At 68.2% G+C, this 16,003-nt stretch carries 11 protein-coding genes; 5 read left to right on the plus strand and 6 right to left on the minus strand.

From position 1 onward, the window contains the following. Position 1: 1 nt before the first annotated feature. Both AC57BR_RS10805 and AC57BR_RS10810 read right to left on the minus strand, forming a co-directional pair. Positions 2 to 742: a DUF5998 family protein gene (locus AC57BR_RS10805; protein WP_496360341.1), complete on the minus strand. Its 741-nt coding sequence runs from the start codon at positions 740 to 742 to the stop codon at positions 2 to 4. A gap of 78 nt (positions 743 to 820) precedes the next feature. Continuing rightward, positions 821 to 3,511 carry a bifunctional acetate--CoA ligase family protein/GNAT family N-acetyltransferase gene (locus tag AC57BR_RS10810; protein ID WP_496360343.1) on the minus strand — a complete coding sequence of 897 codons (2,691 nt, stop codon included), beginning with the start codon at positions 3,509 to 3,511 and terminating at the stop codon, positions 821 to 823. 56 nt (positions 3,512 to 3,567) lie between these two features. Between AC57BR_RS10810 and AC57BR_RS10815 the strand changes: the two genes are divergently transcribed. Continuing rightward, entirely contained in the window at positions 3,568 to 6,084 is a 2,517-nt protein-coding gene (locus tag AC57BR_RS10815; protein ID WP_496360345.1) for a DNA gyrase/topoisomerase IV subunit A, read from the plus strand. A 9-nt stretch (positions 6,085 to 6,093) separates the two neighbouring features. Then, positions 6,094 to 6,612, plus strand: coding sequence for a DinB family protein (locus AC57BR_RS10820; RefSeq protein ID WP_496360347.1), 519 nt, complete (start codon positions 6,094 to 6,096; stop codon positions 6,610 to 6,612). Positions 6,613 to 6,622: 10 nt separating this feature from the next. Here the strand turns inward: AC57BR_RS10820 and AC57BR_RS10825 are convergent, their stop codons facing one another. Continuing rightward, the gene (locus AC57BR_RS10825; RefSeq protein ID WP_496360349.1) at positions 6,623 to 7,696 is read right to left on the minus strand and encodes a GNAT family N-acetyltransferase; all 1,074 of its coding nucleotides are present in this window, start codon (positions 7,694 to 7,696) and stop codon (positions 6,623 to 6,625) included. Between the two features lie 162 nt (positions 7,697 to 7,858). On the opposite strand from AC57BR_RS10825, the gene AC57BR_RS10830 reads away from it, so the two are divergent. Continuing rightward, positions 7,859 to 8,089, plus strand: coding sequence for a zinc-ribbon domain-containing protein (locus AC57BR_RS10830; RefSeq protein ID WP_496360351.1), 231 nt, complete (start codon positions 7,859 to 7,861; stop codon positions 8,087 to 8,089). Here the strand turns inward: AC57BR_RS10830 and cydD are convergent. Genes cydD through AC57BR_RS10845 form a run of 3 tightly spaced genes read right to left on the minus strand, consistent with a single transcriptional unit; the run spans position 8,086 to position 14,319 of the window. After that, positions 8,086 to 11,643, minus strand: coding sequence for a thiol reductant ABC exporter subunit CydD (gene cydD, locus AC57BR_RS10835; protein ID WP_496360353.1), 3,558 nt, complete (start codon positions 11,641 to 11,643; stop codon positions 8,086 to 8,088). The two genes, AC57BR_RS10830 and cydD, sit on opposite strands and share 4 nt — an antisense overlap. Before the next feature lie 6 nt (positions 11,644 to 11,649). Continuing rightward, a complete protein-coding gene (gene cydB / locus AC57BR_RS10840) occupies positions 11,650 to 12,699 on the minus strand; it encodes a cytochrome d ubiquinol oxidase subunit II (RefSeq protein WP_496360355.1) in 1,050 nt (349 codons plus the stop codon). Positions 12,700 to 12,717: 18 nt separating this feature from the next. After that, complete coding sequence (locus AC57BR_RS10845; protein ID WP_496360357.1) at positions 12,718 to 14,319, minus strand: cytochrome ubiquinol oxidase subunit I; 1,602 nt, start codon at positions 14,317 to 14,319, stop codon at positions 12,718 to 12,720. 273 nt (positions 14,320 to 14,592) lie between these two features. Here AC57BR_RS10845 and AC57BR_RS10850 point away from each other — a divergent pair, with 273 nt between their 5' ends. Next, positions 14,593 to 14,979, plus strand: a complete 387-nt coding sequence (locus AC57BR_RS10850) for a BlaI/MecI/CopY family transcriptional regulator (RefSeq protein ID WP_190603345.1) — start codon at positions 14,593 to 14,595, stop codon at positions 14,977 to 14,979. Positions 14,980 to 14,985: 6 nt separating this feature from the next. Further along, on the plus strand, positions 14,986 to 15,972 hold the full coding sequence (locus AC57BR_RS10855) for a M56 family metallopeptidase (protein ID WP_496360359.1): 987 nt from the start codon (positions 14,986 to 14,988) through the stop codon (positions 15,970 to 15,972). The last annotated feature ends 31 nt before the right edge of the window (positions 15,973 to 16,003 follow it).

The following is a 16,003-nucleotide window of genomic DNA, read 5'->3' on the forward strand; positions in this document are numbered from 1 at the left end:
CTCAGCGCTTGTGCCCGCGGCTGAGCCGGTTGGCAAAAACGCCCATGCGGGGACGCGGGTGGGTCGCGGACGGCGCATGCCGCACCGGGGTGGGGGATCCGGTGTTCACCGCACGCAGGGCACGGGCAAAAAGCTTGGCATCCTGGACCGCCTGCAGGCCGTCCGCTTCGGCGCTGATGCGCAGGACGATGTCCTCCTGGGCGATGGTGCCGCTGTAGCCATGGTCAGCTTCGCACTGCGGGTCGCCGCAGCTTGCCGGACCCACGTCCAGGCGCTGGCCGCCGGACCAGGCGATGGACAGGGTGACCTCGCGCACCGGGTCCGAAGGCTTGTAGTTCTGCGGCTGGGCGTACATGTAGCTCAGGACCACCGAGCGGATCTGCGACACCGGGACTGATTCAGTGGAAATCTGCGCCACGATCTGTTCGCCCGCCTCGTCGAGCTGCTGGTCGTCCACATGGGTGATCACCAGCATGTCCTCGGTGAGGACCAGGACAGTGATGTGCCGGCGGACCTCGGCACGGTCGAAGTGCGTCTCGAGGTGGACCAGGTGTGCGAGGCAGTCCCGGCCGTCGAGGGCGTCATCCACCACGTCGGCCACCAGCAGCGGATAAAAACCGGCCTGCTGCAGGGCGCCTTCGAGGCTCTGGCCCTGGACGCTGTGGTTGTGTGAGCTGTGCTGGAAAGCCTGCGGGCTGTGGTCGGGCGCTTGAGGCTTCGAGGTGGGAGGCTGGGAGCTCATTTCCCCATTTTCACAGATCGGTGTGGCACATGCTAACCAGGGGGCCACCTTCGCCAGCCCTTCGGCTGCGCCCGCCTCCTAACTCCGCATCGCCCGCCGCGCGCTGTCGGTGCGCTGCGCCGCGTTTCCGATCCGTACGTCGGCAGCCAGGATGAACGCCCCCTGCGGCGTGGCCAGGACCGGATTGAACTCCACAAGGGCTATCTCCGGGTGCGCATCCTTGAGCCGTGCCAACCGCGCGGCCACCTCCTCCAGGGCGGACACATCGACGGCGGGCAGGCCCTGGTAGCCGAACAGCTTCCGGGACGCACGGGGACTGCGGATCAGGTCCCGGAGGTCGGCATCGGACAGCGGCGGCGCCCGGTGCGCCCAGTCGTCCAGCAGGTTGACGGCGTCGCCGGCCAGCCCGAAGGACACCACCGGCCCCAGCAGGGGGTCCTCGATGGCGCGCAGGGTGCAGGCCTGGCCCACCGGGGCCATGGTCTGGACCTCCAGCGACGCCGAGCCGTAAGGCTCCAGCGCCCGGCGCATCTGGAGGATGTTCAGCCGGAGGGAGTCCGCGTCCTGGATATCCAGCCGCACCCCGCCCAGGTCAAGGCGGTGGCGCAGCGTGGGATCGGTGGTCTTCAGTGCCACGGGCCAGCCGAGCCTCTCTGCCGCCGCCACGGCTTCATCCTCGGTGTCGAAGCCTTCCGAGGGCATCACCCTGATCCCGTAATGCGCCAGCAGACGGGCGGCGTCTGCTGGCTCGAGTTGCTTGAGCTGCTCGCCGCGGACATCGGCCAGCAGCTGCTCGAGGTCGGCGTGCGCGGCCTCCGGATCGCACCCGTCAGGATCCACAAAGAGGCCCTGGTCCCGTTCCGCCCATTCGGCGTAGCGCACGACGGCGGAGAGGGCTGCCACGGCCGCCCCGGGGTTCGAGTAGCACGGCACCGGTGCTGCGCCGGCGCCCTCCCCCACCATGCCTTCCACGTACACCGATGGATCGAGGATGCCGGTGAAAGCAGCCACTACCGGTTTTCCGGCCTCGGCGGAGGCTTCTGCGAGCGCCCCCGCAATCTTCTCCACGGTCAGCCCGCGCGCCGGAAGGAAGGCAACCACGGCCGCGTGGACCGCCTCCTTGGCCAGCACCACGCGGAGCTCCGCACGCAGGGCCGGCAGGGCACGGGACATGCCGGCGTCCAGGTCCAGCTCCGTCACGAGTTCTTCAACGCCCAGGCCGAGGGACACCGCGCTGTCCGCCACCACTTTCCCCAGCGCCCCGGAGTTGCTGAAAACCGCCACGCCGGCACCCGTGGGGAGCGGCTGGGCGGACACGATCTGTGCCACGTCCATGAGCTGTTCGATGGTCTCCACCCGGATCACGCCGGACTGGCGCATCATCGAATCCAGCGCATCAGCGGGGGCCTGCGTGGTGCGCACCGCATGGCCGGGCGGCAGCTGCAGCCCCATGGACGTGGACTTGGCGACGATCACCGGCTTGGTCCGCGCGAGCCGCCTGGCGATGCGGGAGAATTTGCGCGGGTTGCCGATCGACTCCAAATACAGGCCCACCGCGGTGGTGTCGGCGTCGTCCTCCCAGAACTGCATCATGTCGTTGCCGGACACGTCGGCCCGGTTTCCGGCGGACAGGAAGGTAGAGATGCCGGCGCGGCGCCGGCTGGACGCTGCATAGAGTGCCACCCCGATCGCCGCGGACTGGCTGAACAGCCCCAGGCCGCCGCCGCGGGCCAGGCTTGGTGCCATGGAGGCGTTCAGCGACACCGCGGAGTTGGTATTCACGATGCCGAGCGAGGCCGGTCCGATGACGCGCATCCCGTTGGCCCGCGCCTGCCGCACCAGCTCCCGCTGCCGGGCGAGGCCACGTTCCCCGTCCTCGGTAAATCCCGAGGAGGCCACCAGGACCCCCTTCACGCCGGCCGCCGCGCACTCATCCACCACCTTGGGGACTTCCTCGTAAGGCACCGCTACTATGGCCAACTGCACCGGCCCGGGCACCTCGGAGAGATTGCCGAAGGACAGCATGCCGGCCAGTTCAAAAGCTTCGGGGTTAATGGCGTAGACGGGGCCGGTAAAACCGCCTTCGATGATGTGCTCAAGGAGCTGGTATCCCACCGTCCCCCACCTGCGGCTCGCACCGATCACCGCTACCGATGACGGCGCCAGCAGGTCCTGCACGCTTCTCGCCTCCGCGCGGTGCTCCCGGGCTTCCATCACGGCGCGCGATTTATCGGTGGGGTCGATGTTGAACTCGAGGCTCACCACGCCGTCGTCGAAATGGCGTTTGACGTCGTACCCGGCGTCGGAGAAGACCATAAGCATCTTGCGGTTCTCGGGCAGGACTTCGGCACTGAACCGGCGGATCCCGTTTTCGCGGGCCGCCGCCGCGAGGTGCTCCAGCAGGATCGAGCCGATGCCCCGGCCCTGGTGCGCGTCGGCGATGTTGAAGGCCACCTCGGCCTCTGCGGGGTCGTCCAGCCGGTCGTACCGGCCGATGCCGATGATGTCCCCGCCGATGGTGATCACGAAGGCCACCCGGTCCCGGTAATCCACCTCGGTGAAACGCTTGAGCTCGCGGCTGGAGAGCCGCTCCTTGAAGGCGAAGAACCGCATGTAGATGGAGTTCTGCGACTGCCGTGTGTGGAAGGTCTGCACGGCGTCCGCGTCGGTGGGATGGATGGGGCGCAAATGCGCTGTGCCGCCGTCCCTCAGAACGACATCGGCCTCCCAATATTCTGGATATTCGCCGTCCCCGGGCTGATCCACCATAGGCTTAGCCTAGCTAAACCTCCCGAAGTGCACCCCAAAAAGGATCCACCAGCCCCATGGCACGCCGCCAAACACGCACCCCCGCAGGGGAAACAGTCCAGGACTACACCGAAAACATCGTTGACATCGACGTGACTTCCGAGATGGAAGGCTCCTTCCTGGAGTACGCGTACTCGGTCATCTATTCCCGGGCCCTGCCCGACGCCCGGGACGGCCTTAAACCCGTCCAGCGGCGCATCCTCTACATGATGAGCGACATGGGCCTCCGTCCTGACCGGGGCCATGTCAAGAGCGCCCGCGTCGTGGGTGAGGTCATGGGCAAGCTCCACCCGCACGGCGACACCGCCATCTACGACGCCATGGTGCGCATGGCCCAGGATTTCTCGCTCCGGCTCCCCCTGATCGACGGCCACGGAAACTTCGGCTCGCTCGACGACGGCCCCGCGGCACCGCGGTACACCGAGGCCCGCCTGGCGGCGGCAGCACTCACCATGACGGACCACCTCGACGAAAACGTGGTGGACTTCGTCCCCAACTACGACAACCAGCTCACCCAGCCGGAGGTCCTGCCCGCAGCGTTCCCCAACCTGCTGGTCAACGGCACCACCGGCATCGCCGTCGGCATGGCCACGAACATGGCGCCGCACAACCTCGTGGAGGTCATCTCCGCGGCCCGGCACCTCATCGCCAACCCGGACGCCACGCTGGAAGACATCATGCGGTTCGTCCCCGGCCCCGACCTGCCCACGGGCGGGCGCATCGTGGGCCTGGACGGCATCCGGGACGCCTATGCCACCGGCCGCGGCTCCTTCAAGACCCGCGCCAAGGTGGAGGTCGAGCAACTCTCGGCCCGCCGGACGGGCCTCGTGGTCACTGAACTGCCCTACATGGTGGGTCCGGAAAAGGTGATCGAGAAGATCAAGGACGCTGTCAACGGCAAGAAGCTGACGGGCATCAGCGACGTCGTGGACCTGACCGACCGCAAGCACGGCCTGCGGCTGGTCATCGAGCTGAAGAACGGATTCAACCCCAACGCCGTTCTGCAGCAGCTCTACCGCTACTCGCCGATGGAGGACTCCTTCGGCATCAACAACGTCACCCTCGTGGAGGGGCAGCCGCAGACGCTTGGCCTGCTGCAGCTGCTCACCGTGTACGTGGACCACCGCATCTCGGTGGTGCGGCGCCGGACGGTGTTCCGGCTGGGCAAGAAGAAGGACCGCCTCCACCTGGTGGAGGGCCTGCTCATCGCCATCGTGGACATCGACGAGGTCATCCAGATCATCCGGTCCTCGGACGAGGCCTCCGCGGCCCGCGAACGGCTGATGTCCATCTACGACCTCTCCGAGATCCAGGCCAACTACATCCTTGAGCTCCGGCTCCGCCAGCTGACCAAGTACAGCAGGATCGAACTGGAGAAGGAGCAGGACGAGCTTCGCAAGGAGATCGCCGAACTGGAGGCCATCCTCGAGTCCGACCAGCTGCTGCGTGAACTGGTGTCCGGCGAGCTCGCTGAGATCGCCGAAAAGTACGGAACGCCGCGGCGTACCGTGCTCCTGGAATCCGAGGCCGTGTCCCCCACGGTGGCCAGCGCCGCCGGCGCCGAGGGCAAGGCAGGCGTCAAGGGCAAGCCCGCTCCCCTGGCCCTCGAGATTGCGGACGACCCGTGCTGGGCCATCCTCACGGCCTCCGGCCAGATCGCGCGGACCGCCAACCAGGACAGCCTGGCCGAGACCGGCCCCCGCTCCAGGCACGACGTGTTCCGCTCGGTGATCAAGACGTCGGCCCGGGGCGAGATCGCCGCAATCACCTCCCAGGGGCGCATGCTCCGGATCCAGGTGATGGATATGCCCGTCCTCCCGCCGGTCTCCGGCCTGCCGAACCTGGCCGGCGGCGTTCCGGCCAAGGACTTCATCACCCTCCTGAAGGGTGAGTCACTCGTGGCGTTCGCTCCGCTCGATGAGGTGCTGGCACTCGGCACCGCGCAGGGCATCGTGAAGCGGGTGCAGCCGGATTACCCCCTGAACCGCGAGGACTGGGAAGTAATCACGCTCAAGGACAACGACACCGTGGTGGGCGTGGCACCGGCTGGGTCCGACGACACTGACCTGGTGTTCCTGACGCGGCAGGCACAGCTGCTGCGGTTCAGCGCCTCCGTCGTCCGCCCGCAGGGCAGGACGGCCGGGGGCATGGCCGGCATCAAACTCGCCGCCGGCGACCAGGTGGTGTTCTTCGGTGCGGTCGCCCCCGGCGACGAGGCCGCCGTCGTCGTTACCATTTCCGGCACGGAAGGTGCCCTGCCGGGCACCGCCCCCGGGGCCGCCAAGGTGACGGCCTTTGCCGAATACCCGGCCAAGGGCCGCGCTACCGCCGGCGTCCGGGCGCACCGGTTCCTGAAGGGCGAGGACACGCTGCTGCTGGCGTGGGCCGGCCACGGCCCGGCCAAGGCGTCGTCGTCGGCAGGGGTGGCCCGCTCGCTGCCCCAGGAGCACGGCCGGCGCGACGGTTCGGGCATTCCGCTCTCGCAGGCGGTGGACGTGATCGGCCCGAGCATGGCCTGGCCGGAATCCGCCTAGACTACTGCCATGCCTATCGTCCCGGATGAAAAGGACTGGACCTGGGTCCTGTCCCGCCCCTGCACGCAATGCGGCTTCGATGCGTCCACCGTCACGCCGTCCACGGTTCCCGGCAGCGTCGAAAACATGCTGCCGCGCTGGCGGGCCGTGCTCCGGCGGCCGGACGCCACCGAGCGGCCGGACGACAGCACCTGGTCCGCGCTGGAGTACGCCTGCCATGTCAGGGATGTGTTTAACCTCTTCGACCGCCGCCTCAACCTGATGCTCACCGAGGACAACGCCCGGTTTGCGAACTGGGACCAGGACCAGACGGCGGTGGAGAGCGACTACGCGAACGCCGACCCCGCCGTGGTGAGCGCCGAGCTCACCGCGGAGGGCGAGCAGGTCGCGGCCTCCTTCGCCCGCGTCGAGGAGTCGCAGTGGGGCCGGACCGGCCTGCGCAGCAACGGCTCGGAGTTCACCGTCCTGACGCTCGGGCAGTATTTCCTGCACGACGTCGTCCATCACCTTGCGGACGTGGACGGCTGAGCGGTTTCCGTCAGAGCTGGAGGGCCTTGTCCCAGGCCAGGCTGGTGTTAACCGGGGCATAGCCCATCTTGCGGTACAGCGCCATGGCACCCGTGGGGTTCGCGGAATCCACATCCAGCGACGCCTTGTCCATGCCTGCGGCGGCGAAGCGCCGCATGGCATCGGCCAGGAGTGCCTGTGCGACGCCGCGCCCGCGGAATTCCCGGCGGACACCGAGCAGGTCCGTATAGCCCTCGGTGAATCCGCGCGTCACCGCGGTATCCGGGTCGTGGCTGGCCAGCTGGTACCCGACGACCTCACCCGTGCTGCTCGCCAGGACGACGGCGCTGAGATCGGGGCGGGCCAGGGGGTCGTTGACCACGAAGCCCCATGATTCCTCGTCCCGCGGTTCGCTTCCCCAGTGATCGGCGAAGACCTGGTTGTGCGCCAAGCGCACGGCTTCGCTCAGCCCGGGTTCCATCGGCACCAGCTCCAAGCCGTGGTCCAGTGGCGCTTCGGGCAGCGGAGCCGAGAGCGGACGGTGCATCTCGTTGTAGTAGCGGACCACCCCATACCCGGACTCCGCCAGGAGCGCGCACTGGTGCTGCTGCTTTTGTTCGACGAAAATCCGCAGCCGGGGTACTGGCCCTCCGCTGCCTAACCCTGCGCCGGCATCCGATGGACTGGCATCCCCTGCGCCGGCATCCTCCGCGAACCGCTGCCTGGTCCGCGCTTCCAGCCAGGACAGGAGGGCTGAACCGACGCCGCGGCGCTGCCAGTGCGGATCCACGGCACAAAATCCGTGGGCTTTCGCACCGTCCGTGTTTTTGGTCAGGCGGGCGTAGGCTCTGGGAACACCATCGGAGTCCAGGCCAAGGACCGTGTTTGGCCCCACCGGGTTGTTTTTGGACTCCATGATTTGCTCCAGGTCCGCCCGCCGTTCAAACCACACCGGCTGCTCGGCAGCCGCGGTCCGGGCGATCAGCGCAGCCCACGAGTCCAGATCGGCGGGGCCGGCGCTGCGCCAGTGCAGTTCCGGGAAGTCGACGGCGGGCAGGTCCCCGGAACCGGCAGCGGGCAGGCCGGAGGCGTCGTTGTGCGTCATGGAAAACAGGCTAGCCGCCGGGAACTGGCCGCGCCATCATGCCGAGGCTGCGCTTGCTGTTTCTGGCGCTTCAGTGGTGCTGCGCGGCGGGGCGGCAACCCGTAGGCTGGGGCAATGACCGTGCTGGGGCAATAGCGGCCAGCTTCCCGTGAAAGGCGCAGGATGCTTCTACTCTTCGGATTCAAGACTGTTCAGAAGCTGCTCCCGGGCCGGTCGGCGTCCTGCCAGTACTGCCGCGTGTTCGCCCACCAGCACCTTGAGGAGCGCGCCACCAAGTTCACGCTGTTCTTCATTCCGGTCTTCACGACCTCCCGCTCCTACCGGATCACGTGCTCCAACTGCGGCGCCACCTCGGTGGTCAACGGCCGACAGAAACAGGCGCTGGTGGGCTAACCCCGGCCGGACGCCATCGCGGCGGCGGAGAGCCGGTTTTCGGCGCGAAGGTCCAGGAGCGCGTCGTCGGTGCTGATGTCGGCAGGGTTGTGGGTCACCAGCACCACGGTGCGCGACGCAAGTCCGGCACGAAGGTCCGCGATCAGGGCCCGGCCGGATTCGGCGTCGAGGTGCGCCGTGGGCTCGTCCAAAAGGATCACGTCGGCCTGCGTCATCAGGGTACGCGCCACCGCCAGCCGCTGCCGTTCGCCACCGCTGAGGAACGCTCCGCCCGGGCCGATCCGGGTATCCAGGCCATCGTCCAGGCGCGCCAGCAGGGGCGCCAGTCCAACCGCCGCCAGCGCTTCCCGCATCGCCTGCTCGGTCTCCTCCGCAGACCCCACGCCGGAGTCCTGCCGCGGGCTGCCGAGCATCAGGTTCCCGCGCACGGTGGAGTCGAAGAGGTGCGCCTCCTGCGGGCACCACGCCGCGGTGCCAGTCACTCGGATGCTGCCTGCCCGTGCAGGGAGGAAGCCCAGCATCACCGCCAGCAGCGTGGACTTGCCGGCGCCGGACGGGCCGGTCACCGCCAGCCAGCGGCCGGGCTCGGCCACGGCAGACAGGCCAGTGAAGACAGCACCACCCCCTGGCCACGCGGCCGACAACCGGTCCAGCTCGACGCCTGGCTGCCCGTGCTCGCGGGAAACCGGCTTGGAGGGCTGTCTGGAAGCCGGCCCGGCGTCCTTCCGATTAACGCCGTCGTTGCGATCAACTCTGGGTTCTCCCGGCTGCAGGACGCCCGACCCACCGATGCGGCGCAGCACCGCACGCAGCGCCGGAAACTGCCGGACCGCCGTCGTCATGGCCCCAAACGGTTCGGCGAGCGCCAACTGCAGAAGGACCACGACGCCGACCGTTGTCGCCGCAACGGAACCGGCCAGGACCTGCGGCGCCGCGAGCACGGCGCTGTAGAGGGCCGCCGCGCCGCACGCGGCCACGGTAAGGGCTTGGCCGAGTCCTTCAGCCCATGCCGAACGCCGTGCCGCGCCGGTGGCGTCCCGGTCCAGGGCACGGATGCCGTCCAGAACCGGCTGCTTCGCGCCATTCGCGTGCAGTTCCGCCCTGGCGTCCAGTGCGGCGGCGACCCGCCGGAGGACCCCGGAGCGCAGCCGCTGCTCGGCCCGTGCCGACATCCGGTCGGCGAGCAGCGCCGCGGCGGGCGCGGCCACGAGGCTCACCAGTGCGGCGGCGAGCACTGCCGGCAGGGCCGCCGGAAGCAGCCACGCCACTGTACCGGCTCCAGCTGCCGCCACCGCCACGGCGGTAACCGGCGGCAGCACCACCCGCGGGAGCAGGTCCCGGACGGTGTCGACGTCCTCGATGACAGCACCCAGCACGTTGCCGCCCTGCAGCAGCCGGCGCAGGGACAGTGCCCGCTGGCTGAGCGACGCCCAGAGGCCGCCGCGCAGCTTCGTCAGGGAGGCGAATACGGCTTCGTGCAGGAGGAGCCGCTCGCAGTAGCGCAGAACGGCCCGGCCGATGCCGAAGAAGCGGACACCCACAATGGCGGTCAGGAGGTACATGATGGGCGGCTGCTCACTGGCGCGCAGAATGAGCCATCCGGACAGTCCGGAAAGCGCGACGGCGAAAAGGGCGGCCAGCGCCCCGACAATCCCGGATGCGGCGAACCGTCCACGGACGGGCGCGAGCAGCCGGGCGAGCATGCCGGCGGTGCGGGCGGAACTGACGTGCGCCCCGGTGACTGGGACGCCGGCCGCCGCGCTACCCACCGCAGAGGCTGCGTCCCCGCCATGGACTGCCGACGCGCCGGAAACGGCAGCGCTGGCCGGAACCTGCACAGTGGCCTCAGCCGGAGCCGCGGACGACGTTTCAAAAGTGGCCGCAGCTCCGTGGCCGGACAGCGGAACGATCCGGTCGGCGAGCTCCCTCGTCTGGCGGTCATGGGCAACCAGGATGACGGTGGCTCGGCCGCGCACGGCACGGATAGATTCATGGACCCGGTTCGCCGATTCCCGGTCGAGGTGCGCGGTGGGCTCGTCCAGGAGCAATACCGTGGCGCCTGCTTCGATGCGGGCCAGGCCGCGGGCAAGGGCAACGCGGCGCAGCTCGCCGGGGCTCAGTTCGGCCGGATGCTTGTCCGCCAGGTGGTCCGCCCCGACGGCGGCCAGGCACCGCAGCACTCCCCCGGAGTGTGCGGCGTCGCCGACAGTTGAATCGGTGACGGCTGAAGCGGTGCCAGCTGAAGCGGTGCCAGCCGTCAGGTACAGCAGCACCTCACCGCGCACGGTGTCCGCGACCATCACCGGATGCTGCGGCACCCAGGCTACCCCGCCCGCCGCGAATCCTTTGATGGTTCCGGACACTGCTGTGCCGCCGCCGCTTCCGACCGTGCCGGCCAAAACACCCAGCACGGTGCTCTTGCCCGCACCGCTGGGACCGTCGAGCGCGGTGACCAGTCCGGCAGGCGCCGAAAAACTGAGGGGCCCGACGGCGGGACCCCGCCTTCCCGGATAGCTGACCGTGAGATCCCGGACGGTCAGGCCGCCCGGCCCATCCGCACCGGCGGTCTCCACGCCGGTAGGCTCGCCCGCCACGGCCTGAGCCGGCACGAGCCGCCGGAGCTCCGGGGCCTCAAGCACCGCCGTAGTCTCGGCAAGTGCTGCCCGGCCGTCGTCGCTCGCGTGGTGGGCGGTCCCCAGCTCACGGAGCGGCAGATAGCAGTCGGGGGCGAGGATGAGCGCCAGCAGCCCGGCTTCCAGCGCCATGTCGCCGTGCACCAGCCGGACGCCGATGAACACCGCCACCACCGCTACGGAGATAGTGGCGATCAGTTCGAGGGCGAGCGCTGAGAGGAAGGCAGTCCGCAGGGTGCCCATGGTCCGGGACCGGTAGTCCTCGGAAATGTCCTCCAGGGCGCGGCGCTGGGCGGCGGCCCGGCCGAGCCCCACCAGCACCGGCAGCCCCTTGGCGAGTTCGAGCATGTGCCCGGACAGCCGCGACAGGGCAGCCTGGGCGTCCCGCACCTTCTCCTCGGTGTAGCGGCCAATCAGCACCATGAACACAGGAACCAGGGGCACAGTCAGCACGATCACCACTGCACTGACCCAGTCGGCGAAAAGGATCCGGGCGCCGAGCAGCAGCGGGATGGCGGCGCAGTTCACCAGCGCGGGGAGGTACTGCGTGTAGTAGTTGTCCAGGGCATCCAGGCCGCGCGTCGCAAGCACGGCCAGGCCGCCGTCGGAAGGGCCGGTTACCCGGACTCCGTTGCGCAGTGCCGTCTCCAGGAGTTGCGCCCGCAGCTCCTCCTTGACGCCCAGGGCGGCGCGCCTCGCGGCGACGCCCTGCGCCCAGACCGTGACGGACCGCAGCACCACTCCGGCTGCACCCCAGCCCAGCTGGTCACCCCACAGGGGGTCTTGGGCCATAAGGCCTGCAAGCACGGATGCGACGGCCTGCCCCATCAGCACCAGGGACAGGGCCTTCAGCGCAGCCAGCAGGCCAAGTCCGTAAAGGGCGCGGCGGGTGGAGGGTCCGGACGGGAACTGAGGTTTCAAGGCGGGTCAGTCTTTCCTGATGAGTGCTTTCGCAGCGACCGCGGGCAGGAAGCTGTGCGCCTCCGGGATGTGGGCGGCGCTGACGCGGCGGCGGAACACCCAGTAAGTCCAGGCCTGGTAGGCGATCACCAGCGGCAGTCCGATGCACGCCACGATGCTCATCAGGCCGAGGGTGTAGTCGGAGGATGAGGCGTTGGCGATGGTGAGGTTGTAGGCGGGGTCGATGGTGGACGGCAGGACCACCGGGAAGACTGCGCCGAAGATGGAGGCGGAGCCGCCCAGCAGGAACACGCCGGTTGCCAGGAACGCCCGGCCTTCGTTTCCCTTCCGGGCCTGGGCCCAGGCCACCCCCGCGGCGACCACGGCCACCGCGAGAACAGCCAGCGTCCAGGCTTCACCGCTGAGGACCTGCACACCGATGGCCCAGCCGGCCATTGGGAGGAGCAGGACGGGAAGCAGCCGAACGAACCACTGCCGCGCACCGTGCCGGACGTCGCCGTCGGTCTTCAGTGCCAGGAATGCCAGGGCGTGCAGCAGGGCGAAGCAAACGACCGCCAGGCCTCCCAGCACGGCGTACCAGCTGAACCAGGCGAACGGCCCGCCGTCGCGGTCGCCGTTGGCGTCCAGCGGCAGTCCGGTGGTGGTCAGTCCCAGGGCGGCACCCACCCCGAAGGCGGCCAGGAAGGAGCCGACGGCGATCGCCCAGTCCCAGGTGTTCCGCCAGCGGTCCGTGTCTACCTTGCCGCGGTATTCGAACGCCACTGCCCGGAAGATCAGCGCGACGAGGACCAGCAGCAGCGGCAGGTACAGGGCGGAGAACAGGGAGGCGTACCAGAACGGGAAGGCGGCGAAGGTGGCGCCGGCGGCGGTCAGGAGCCAGACTTCGTTTCCGTCCCAAACCGGCCCGATGGTGTTCAGGAGCACGCGGCGTTCGGTGTTGTTCCGGGCGAAGATCTTCATCAGCATCCCGACACCCAGGTCGAATCCCTCCAGGAAGAGGTAGCCGGTCCACAGGACGGCGATGGCAATGAACCAGATGGTTGGCAGCAGTTCCATGCTTTGTATCCTCGGGTCTTAGTAGGCGAAGGCCAGGACGTCGTCGGATGTTCCGGGCTTGTCCGGTCCGCCGTCGCGGGGTGTGGCGTCCTCGTTCTCGTCGACCGGCACGTGGGCCAGTTCGGGCATGGCCGAGACGACGCCGCCCCGCACGTACTTCACGAGGAGCTTCACTTCCACCACGAGGAGCACTGCGTATATCAGAGTGAGGACAACCAGGGAGGTCAGGATCTCACCGGCGGAGACTCCGGGCGAGACGGCCGCGGCCGTGAACATGAAGACCTGGTCGATGCCGTTGAGGTCCGGGTTGGGGGCCACGACGAACGGCTGCCGGCCCATCTCCGTGAAGATCCAGCCCGCGGCGTTGGCACCGAACGGTGCCAGGATGCCGAACACGGCCAGCCGCATCAGCCAGCGCGACTCGGGCACCGTCCCCTTGCGGGTCAGCCAGAGCGCCACCAGGGCGGCGAGTGCCGCGAGTCCGCCGAATCCGATCATGGCGCGGAAGCCCCAGTAGGTGACCTCCATGACCGGAACGTACTGGATCTCCTGGCCGGCGCGGTCGCCGTAGATGGGGTTGTTCGGGACGTGCGTGCCGTAGTCCGCCTTGTACTGGTCAATCAGGCTGTTGACGCCCTTCACCTCGGTGGTGAAGTCGCCCTTGGCAAGGAAGGAGAGAATGCCGGGCACCTCGATCACGGCCTTGATGTCATCACAGTTGCGCGAGCCGACGTTGCCCACGCTCAGGACAGAGAAGCCCGTTCCGTCGTGGCAGGCGGCCTCGGCGGCAGCCATCTTCATGGGCTGCTGCTGGAACATCAGCTTGCCCTGCAGGTCACCGGTGATCGCGGTTCCGGCGAAAGAGATCATGGCGACGACGGCGCCGATCCGCAGGGATTTGATCCAGACTGAGTAGTCGGTGCGGTCGCGGCCCGGGATCTCGGCTTCCCCGGCAACCACCTTTCCGTCAGCACCGATGGTGTCGATGCCGTCGCGGCGCCTGCGCCAGAGGTGGTACCAGGCGATGCCCAGCAGGAACCCGCCGGCCACGGCAAGGGCGCCGAAGAGCGTGTGCGGCACGGCCACGAGGGCGGTGTTGTTGGTGAAGACGGCCCAGGCATCGGTCATGACCGGGCGCCCGTCAATCATCGTGACGCCGACGGGGTGCTGCATCCAGCTGTTGGCCACGATGATGAAGTACGCGGAGAAGAACGAGCCGACCACGGCGATCCAGAGGCACGCGAGATGCACGCCCCTTTTGAGCTGCTTCCAGCCGAAGATCCACAGTCCCAGGAAGGTTGACTCGACGAAGAACGCCAGCAGTGCCTCGAGGGCCAGCGGAGCGCCGAAAACGTCACCCACGAAGCGGCTGTATTCGCTCCAGGCCATGCCGAACTGGAACTCCTGGACGATGCCGGTGGCCACGCCCATGATGAAGTTGATGAGGAAGAGCTTTCCCCAGAACTTGGTCATCCGCAGATAGGCGGGATTCGCCGTGCGGTACCAGACGGTCTGCATCACCGCGACGACCAGGCCCAGGCCGATTGTCAGCGGAACCATCATGAAGTGGTAGACGGTGGTGATTCCGAATTGCCAGCGTGCGATTTCCAAGGCGTCCAAGGCGGTCCCTACTTACGGTTGGGTCTAGCTCTCCAGCGCTGATTTCTACACAACGTAGAACTTCAACTTCTACAGAGTGTAGAACACAGGTCGAACACTGTAAACACGGTTGCATGCACATCGGAGGAACGCAATCACCCGGCGACGCGCCGAACGTTCTACCTCATGTAGAAACAAGCGGCCAAACGCGATAGATTTGAAGTTGCAGTATTGGAATCACGGCACGGGCCGGGCGATCGGCTCCTGGCAGTGCGTTGTCAAAAGGATGTACAGATGGCAAGTCTTGGGGAACTGGAACGCGCAGTCATGGACCTGCTCTGGGCGGGCCACGAAGCAGCCACGGCCAACACGCTGCGGGACCTGCTCGCGCAGAGCACGGCAGCGCATGGCGGAGCAGCAGGGCATGAGGGCAAGGACCTGGCGGTGACCACCGTCCTGACGGTCCTTTCGCGTCTCGAAAAGAAGGGCCTCGTGGAACGCGAACGCGGCACCCGGCCGCACCGCTACCAGGCTGTATCCAGCCGCGAAGACCACACCGCCGAACTCATGCACGAAGTGCTGGGATCCGCTCCCGACCGCGAGGCTGTGCTGGCCCGGTTCATCGGTTCGGTGACGGAAAGTGAAGCCGAGACGCTGCGCAAACTGCTTGGCCACAGCTAGCACCTGATGTTCTGGACCTCATATTTCCTGGCGGTCCTGGCGATAGTACTGGCCTGGCCGGTACCTATCCTTCTCTCGCGCGCCGACTGGCCGGCCCGCGACCCCTTTACGGCCATGGTGCTGTGGCAGGCGATCGCTCTCGCCGGTGGCCTGTCAATGATCGGCGCCATGCTGGTCTACGGCCTCGAACCCGTCGGCGACAACCTGATAGCCGGCCTGCGTGCGCTTGCCGGAATGGTACTGTTTGCGGCGCCCACAACAGCGCTGGGTTTCTGGCATCTCTTCGCGCTCTCCGCGGCCGCTCTGCTGACAGCGCACCTCGTCTTCACGCTGCTGCTGACCTATTACAGGATTGAGCGCCAGCGCAGGCGCCATCGTGAACTCCTGGCCCTCCTGGCCTCGCCGTCCGACGACGGGCCCGGCACTGTGGTCATCAACCACGATTCGCCGGTGGCGTACTGCCTGCCCGGCGGCGCCCGCTCCGTCACTGTCCTCTCCGACGGCCTCATGGCCGCCCTCGAACCGGCAGAGCTGCGCGCTGTCCTGATTCACGAAAACGCGCACCTCACCCAGCGCCACCACCTGCTGCTGTGGGCCTTCGCCGCCTGGCGCCAGGCACTGCCGTGGCTGCCCACTACTCGCCTGGCCCAGGAGGCCGTGAACTCCCTCATTGAGATGCTGGCGGACGATGTCGCCCTCAAGACGGAGAGCAAGGTAACGCTGATCAAGGCGATAGCCATCGTGGCCAGTGGCTCGGCGGCACCCCAAGGTGCCGCCGTCGTCGAACCGGCAGGCCTGGCCGGAGCTGGGCTGCAGCTGCCGGACGGTGCCGGCGGCGCCGGTCCGGCGAGCACGACGGCGTCACGCGTCAGCCGCCTTCTCTCACCCCGGCCACCACTCGCCAGCGGCCTCCGGGCAGCCGTCCTCGCCGTGTGCACGCTGCTGCTGGCGATGCCTACTGCGCTGCTGATCGTTCCCGGACTGCTGGGCTGAGCCGGGCCGCCGGCTGAGGCCGGCTCCCAGG

The sequence above is a fragment of the Arthrobacter sp. BGA-UO-ETr-C19 genome, assembly GCF_059568005.1.

Bases quoted from the DNA above. Each gene is read 5' to 3' on its own strand.
- AC57BR_RS10855 (WP_496360359.1), top strand. From the start codon at position 14,986: ATGTTCTGGACCTCATATTTCCTGGCGGTCCTGGCGATAGTACTGGCC.
- AC57BR_RS10850 (WP_190603345.1), top strand. From the start codon at position 14,593: ATGGCAAGTCTTGGGGAACTGGAACGCGCAGTCATGGACCTGCTCTGG.
- AC57BR_RS10830 (WP_496360351.1), top strand. From the start codon at position 7,859: ATGCTTCTACTCTTCGGATTCAAGACTGTTCAGAAGCTGCTCCCGGGC.
- AC57BR_RS10805 (WP_496360341.1), bottom strand. From the start codon at position 742: ATGAGCTCCCAGCCTCCCACCTCGAAGCCTCAAGCGCCCGACCACAGC.
- AC57BR_RS10825 (WP_496360349.1), bottom strand. From the start codon at position 7,696: ATGACGCACAACGACGCCTCCGGCCTGCCCGCTGCCGGTTCCGGGGAC.
- AC57BR_RS10820 (WP_496360347.1), top strand. From the start codon at position 6,094: ATGCCTATCGTCCCGGATGAAAAGGACTGGACCTGGGTCCTGTCCCGC.
- AC57BR_RS10810 (WP_496360343.1), bottom strand. From the start codon at position 3,511: ATGGTGGATCAGCCCGGGGACGGCGAATATCCAGAATATTGGGAGGCC.
- cydB (WP_496360355.1), bottom strand. From the start codon at position 12,699: ATGGAACTGCTGCCAACCATCTGGTTCATTGCCATCGCCGTCCTGTGG.
- AC57BR_RS10815 (WP_496360345.1), top strand. From the start codon at position 3,568: ATGGCACGCCGCCAAACACGCACCCCCGCAGGGGAAACAGTCCAGGAC.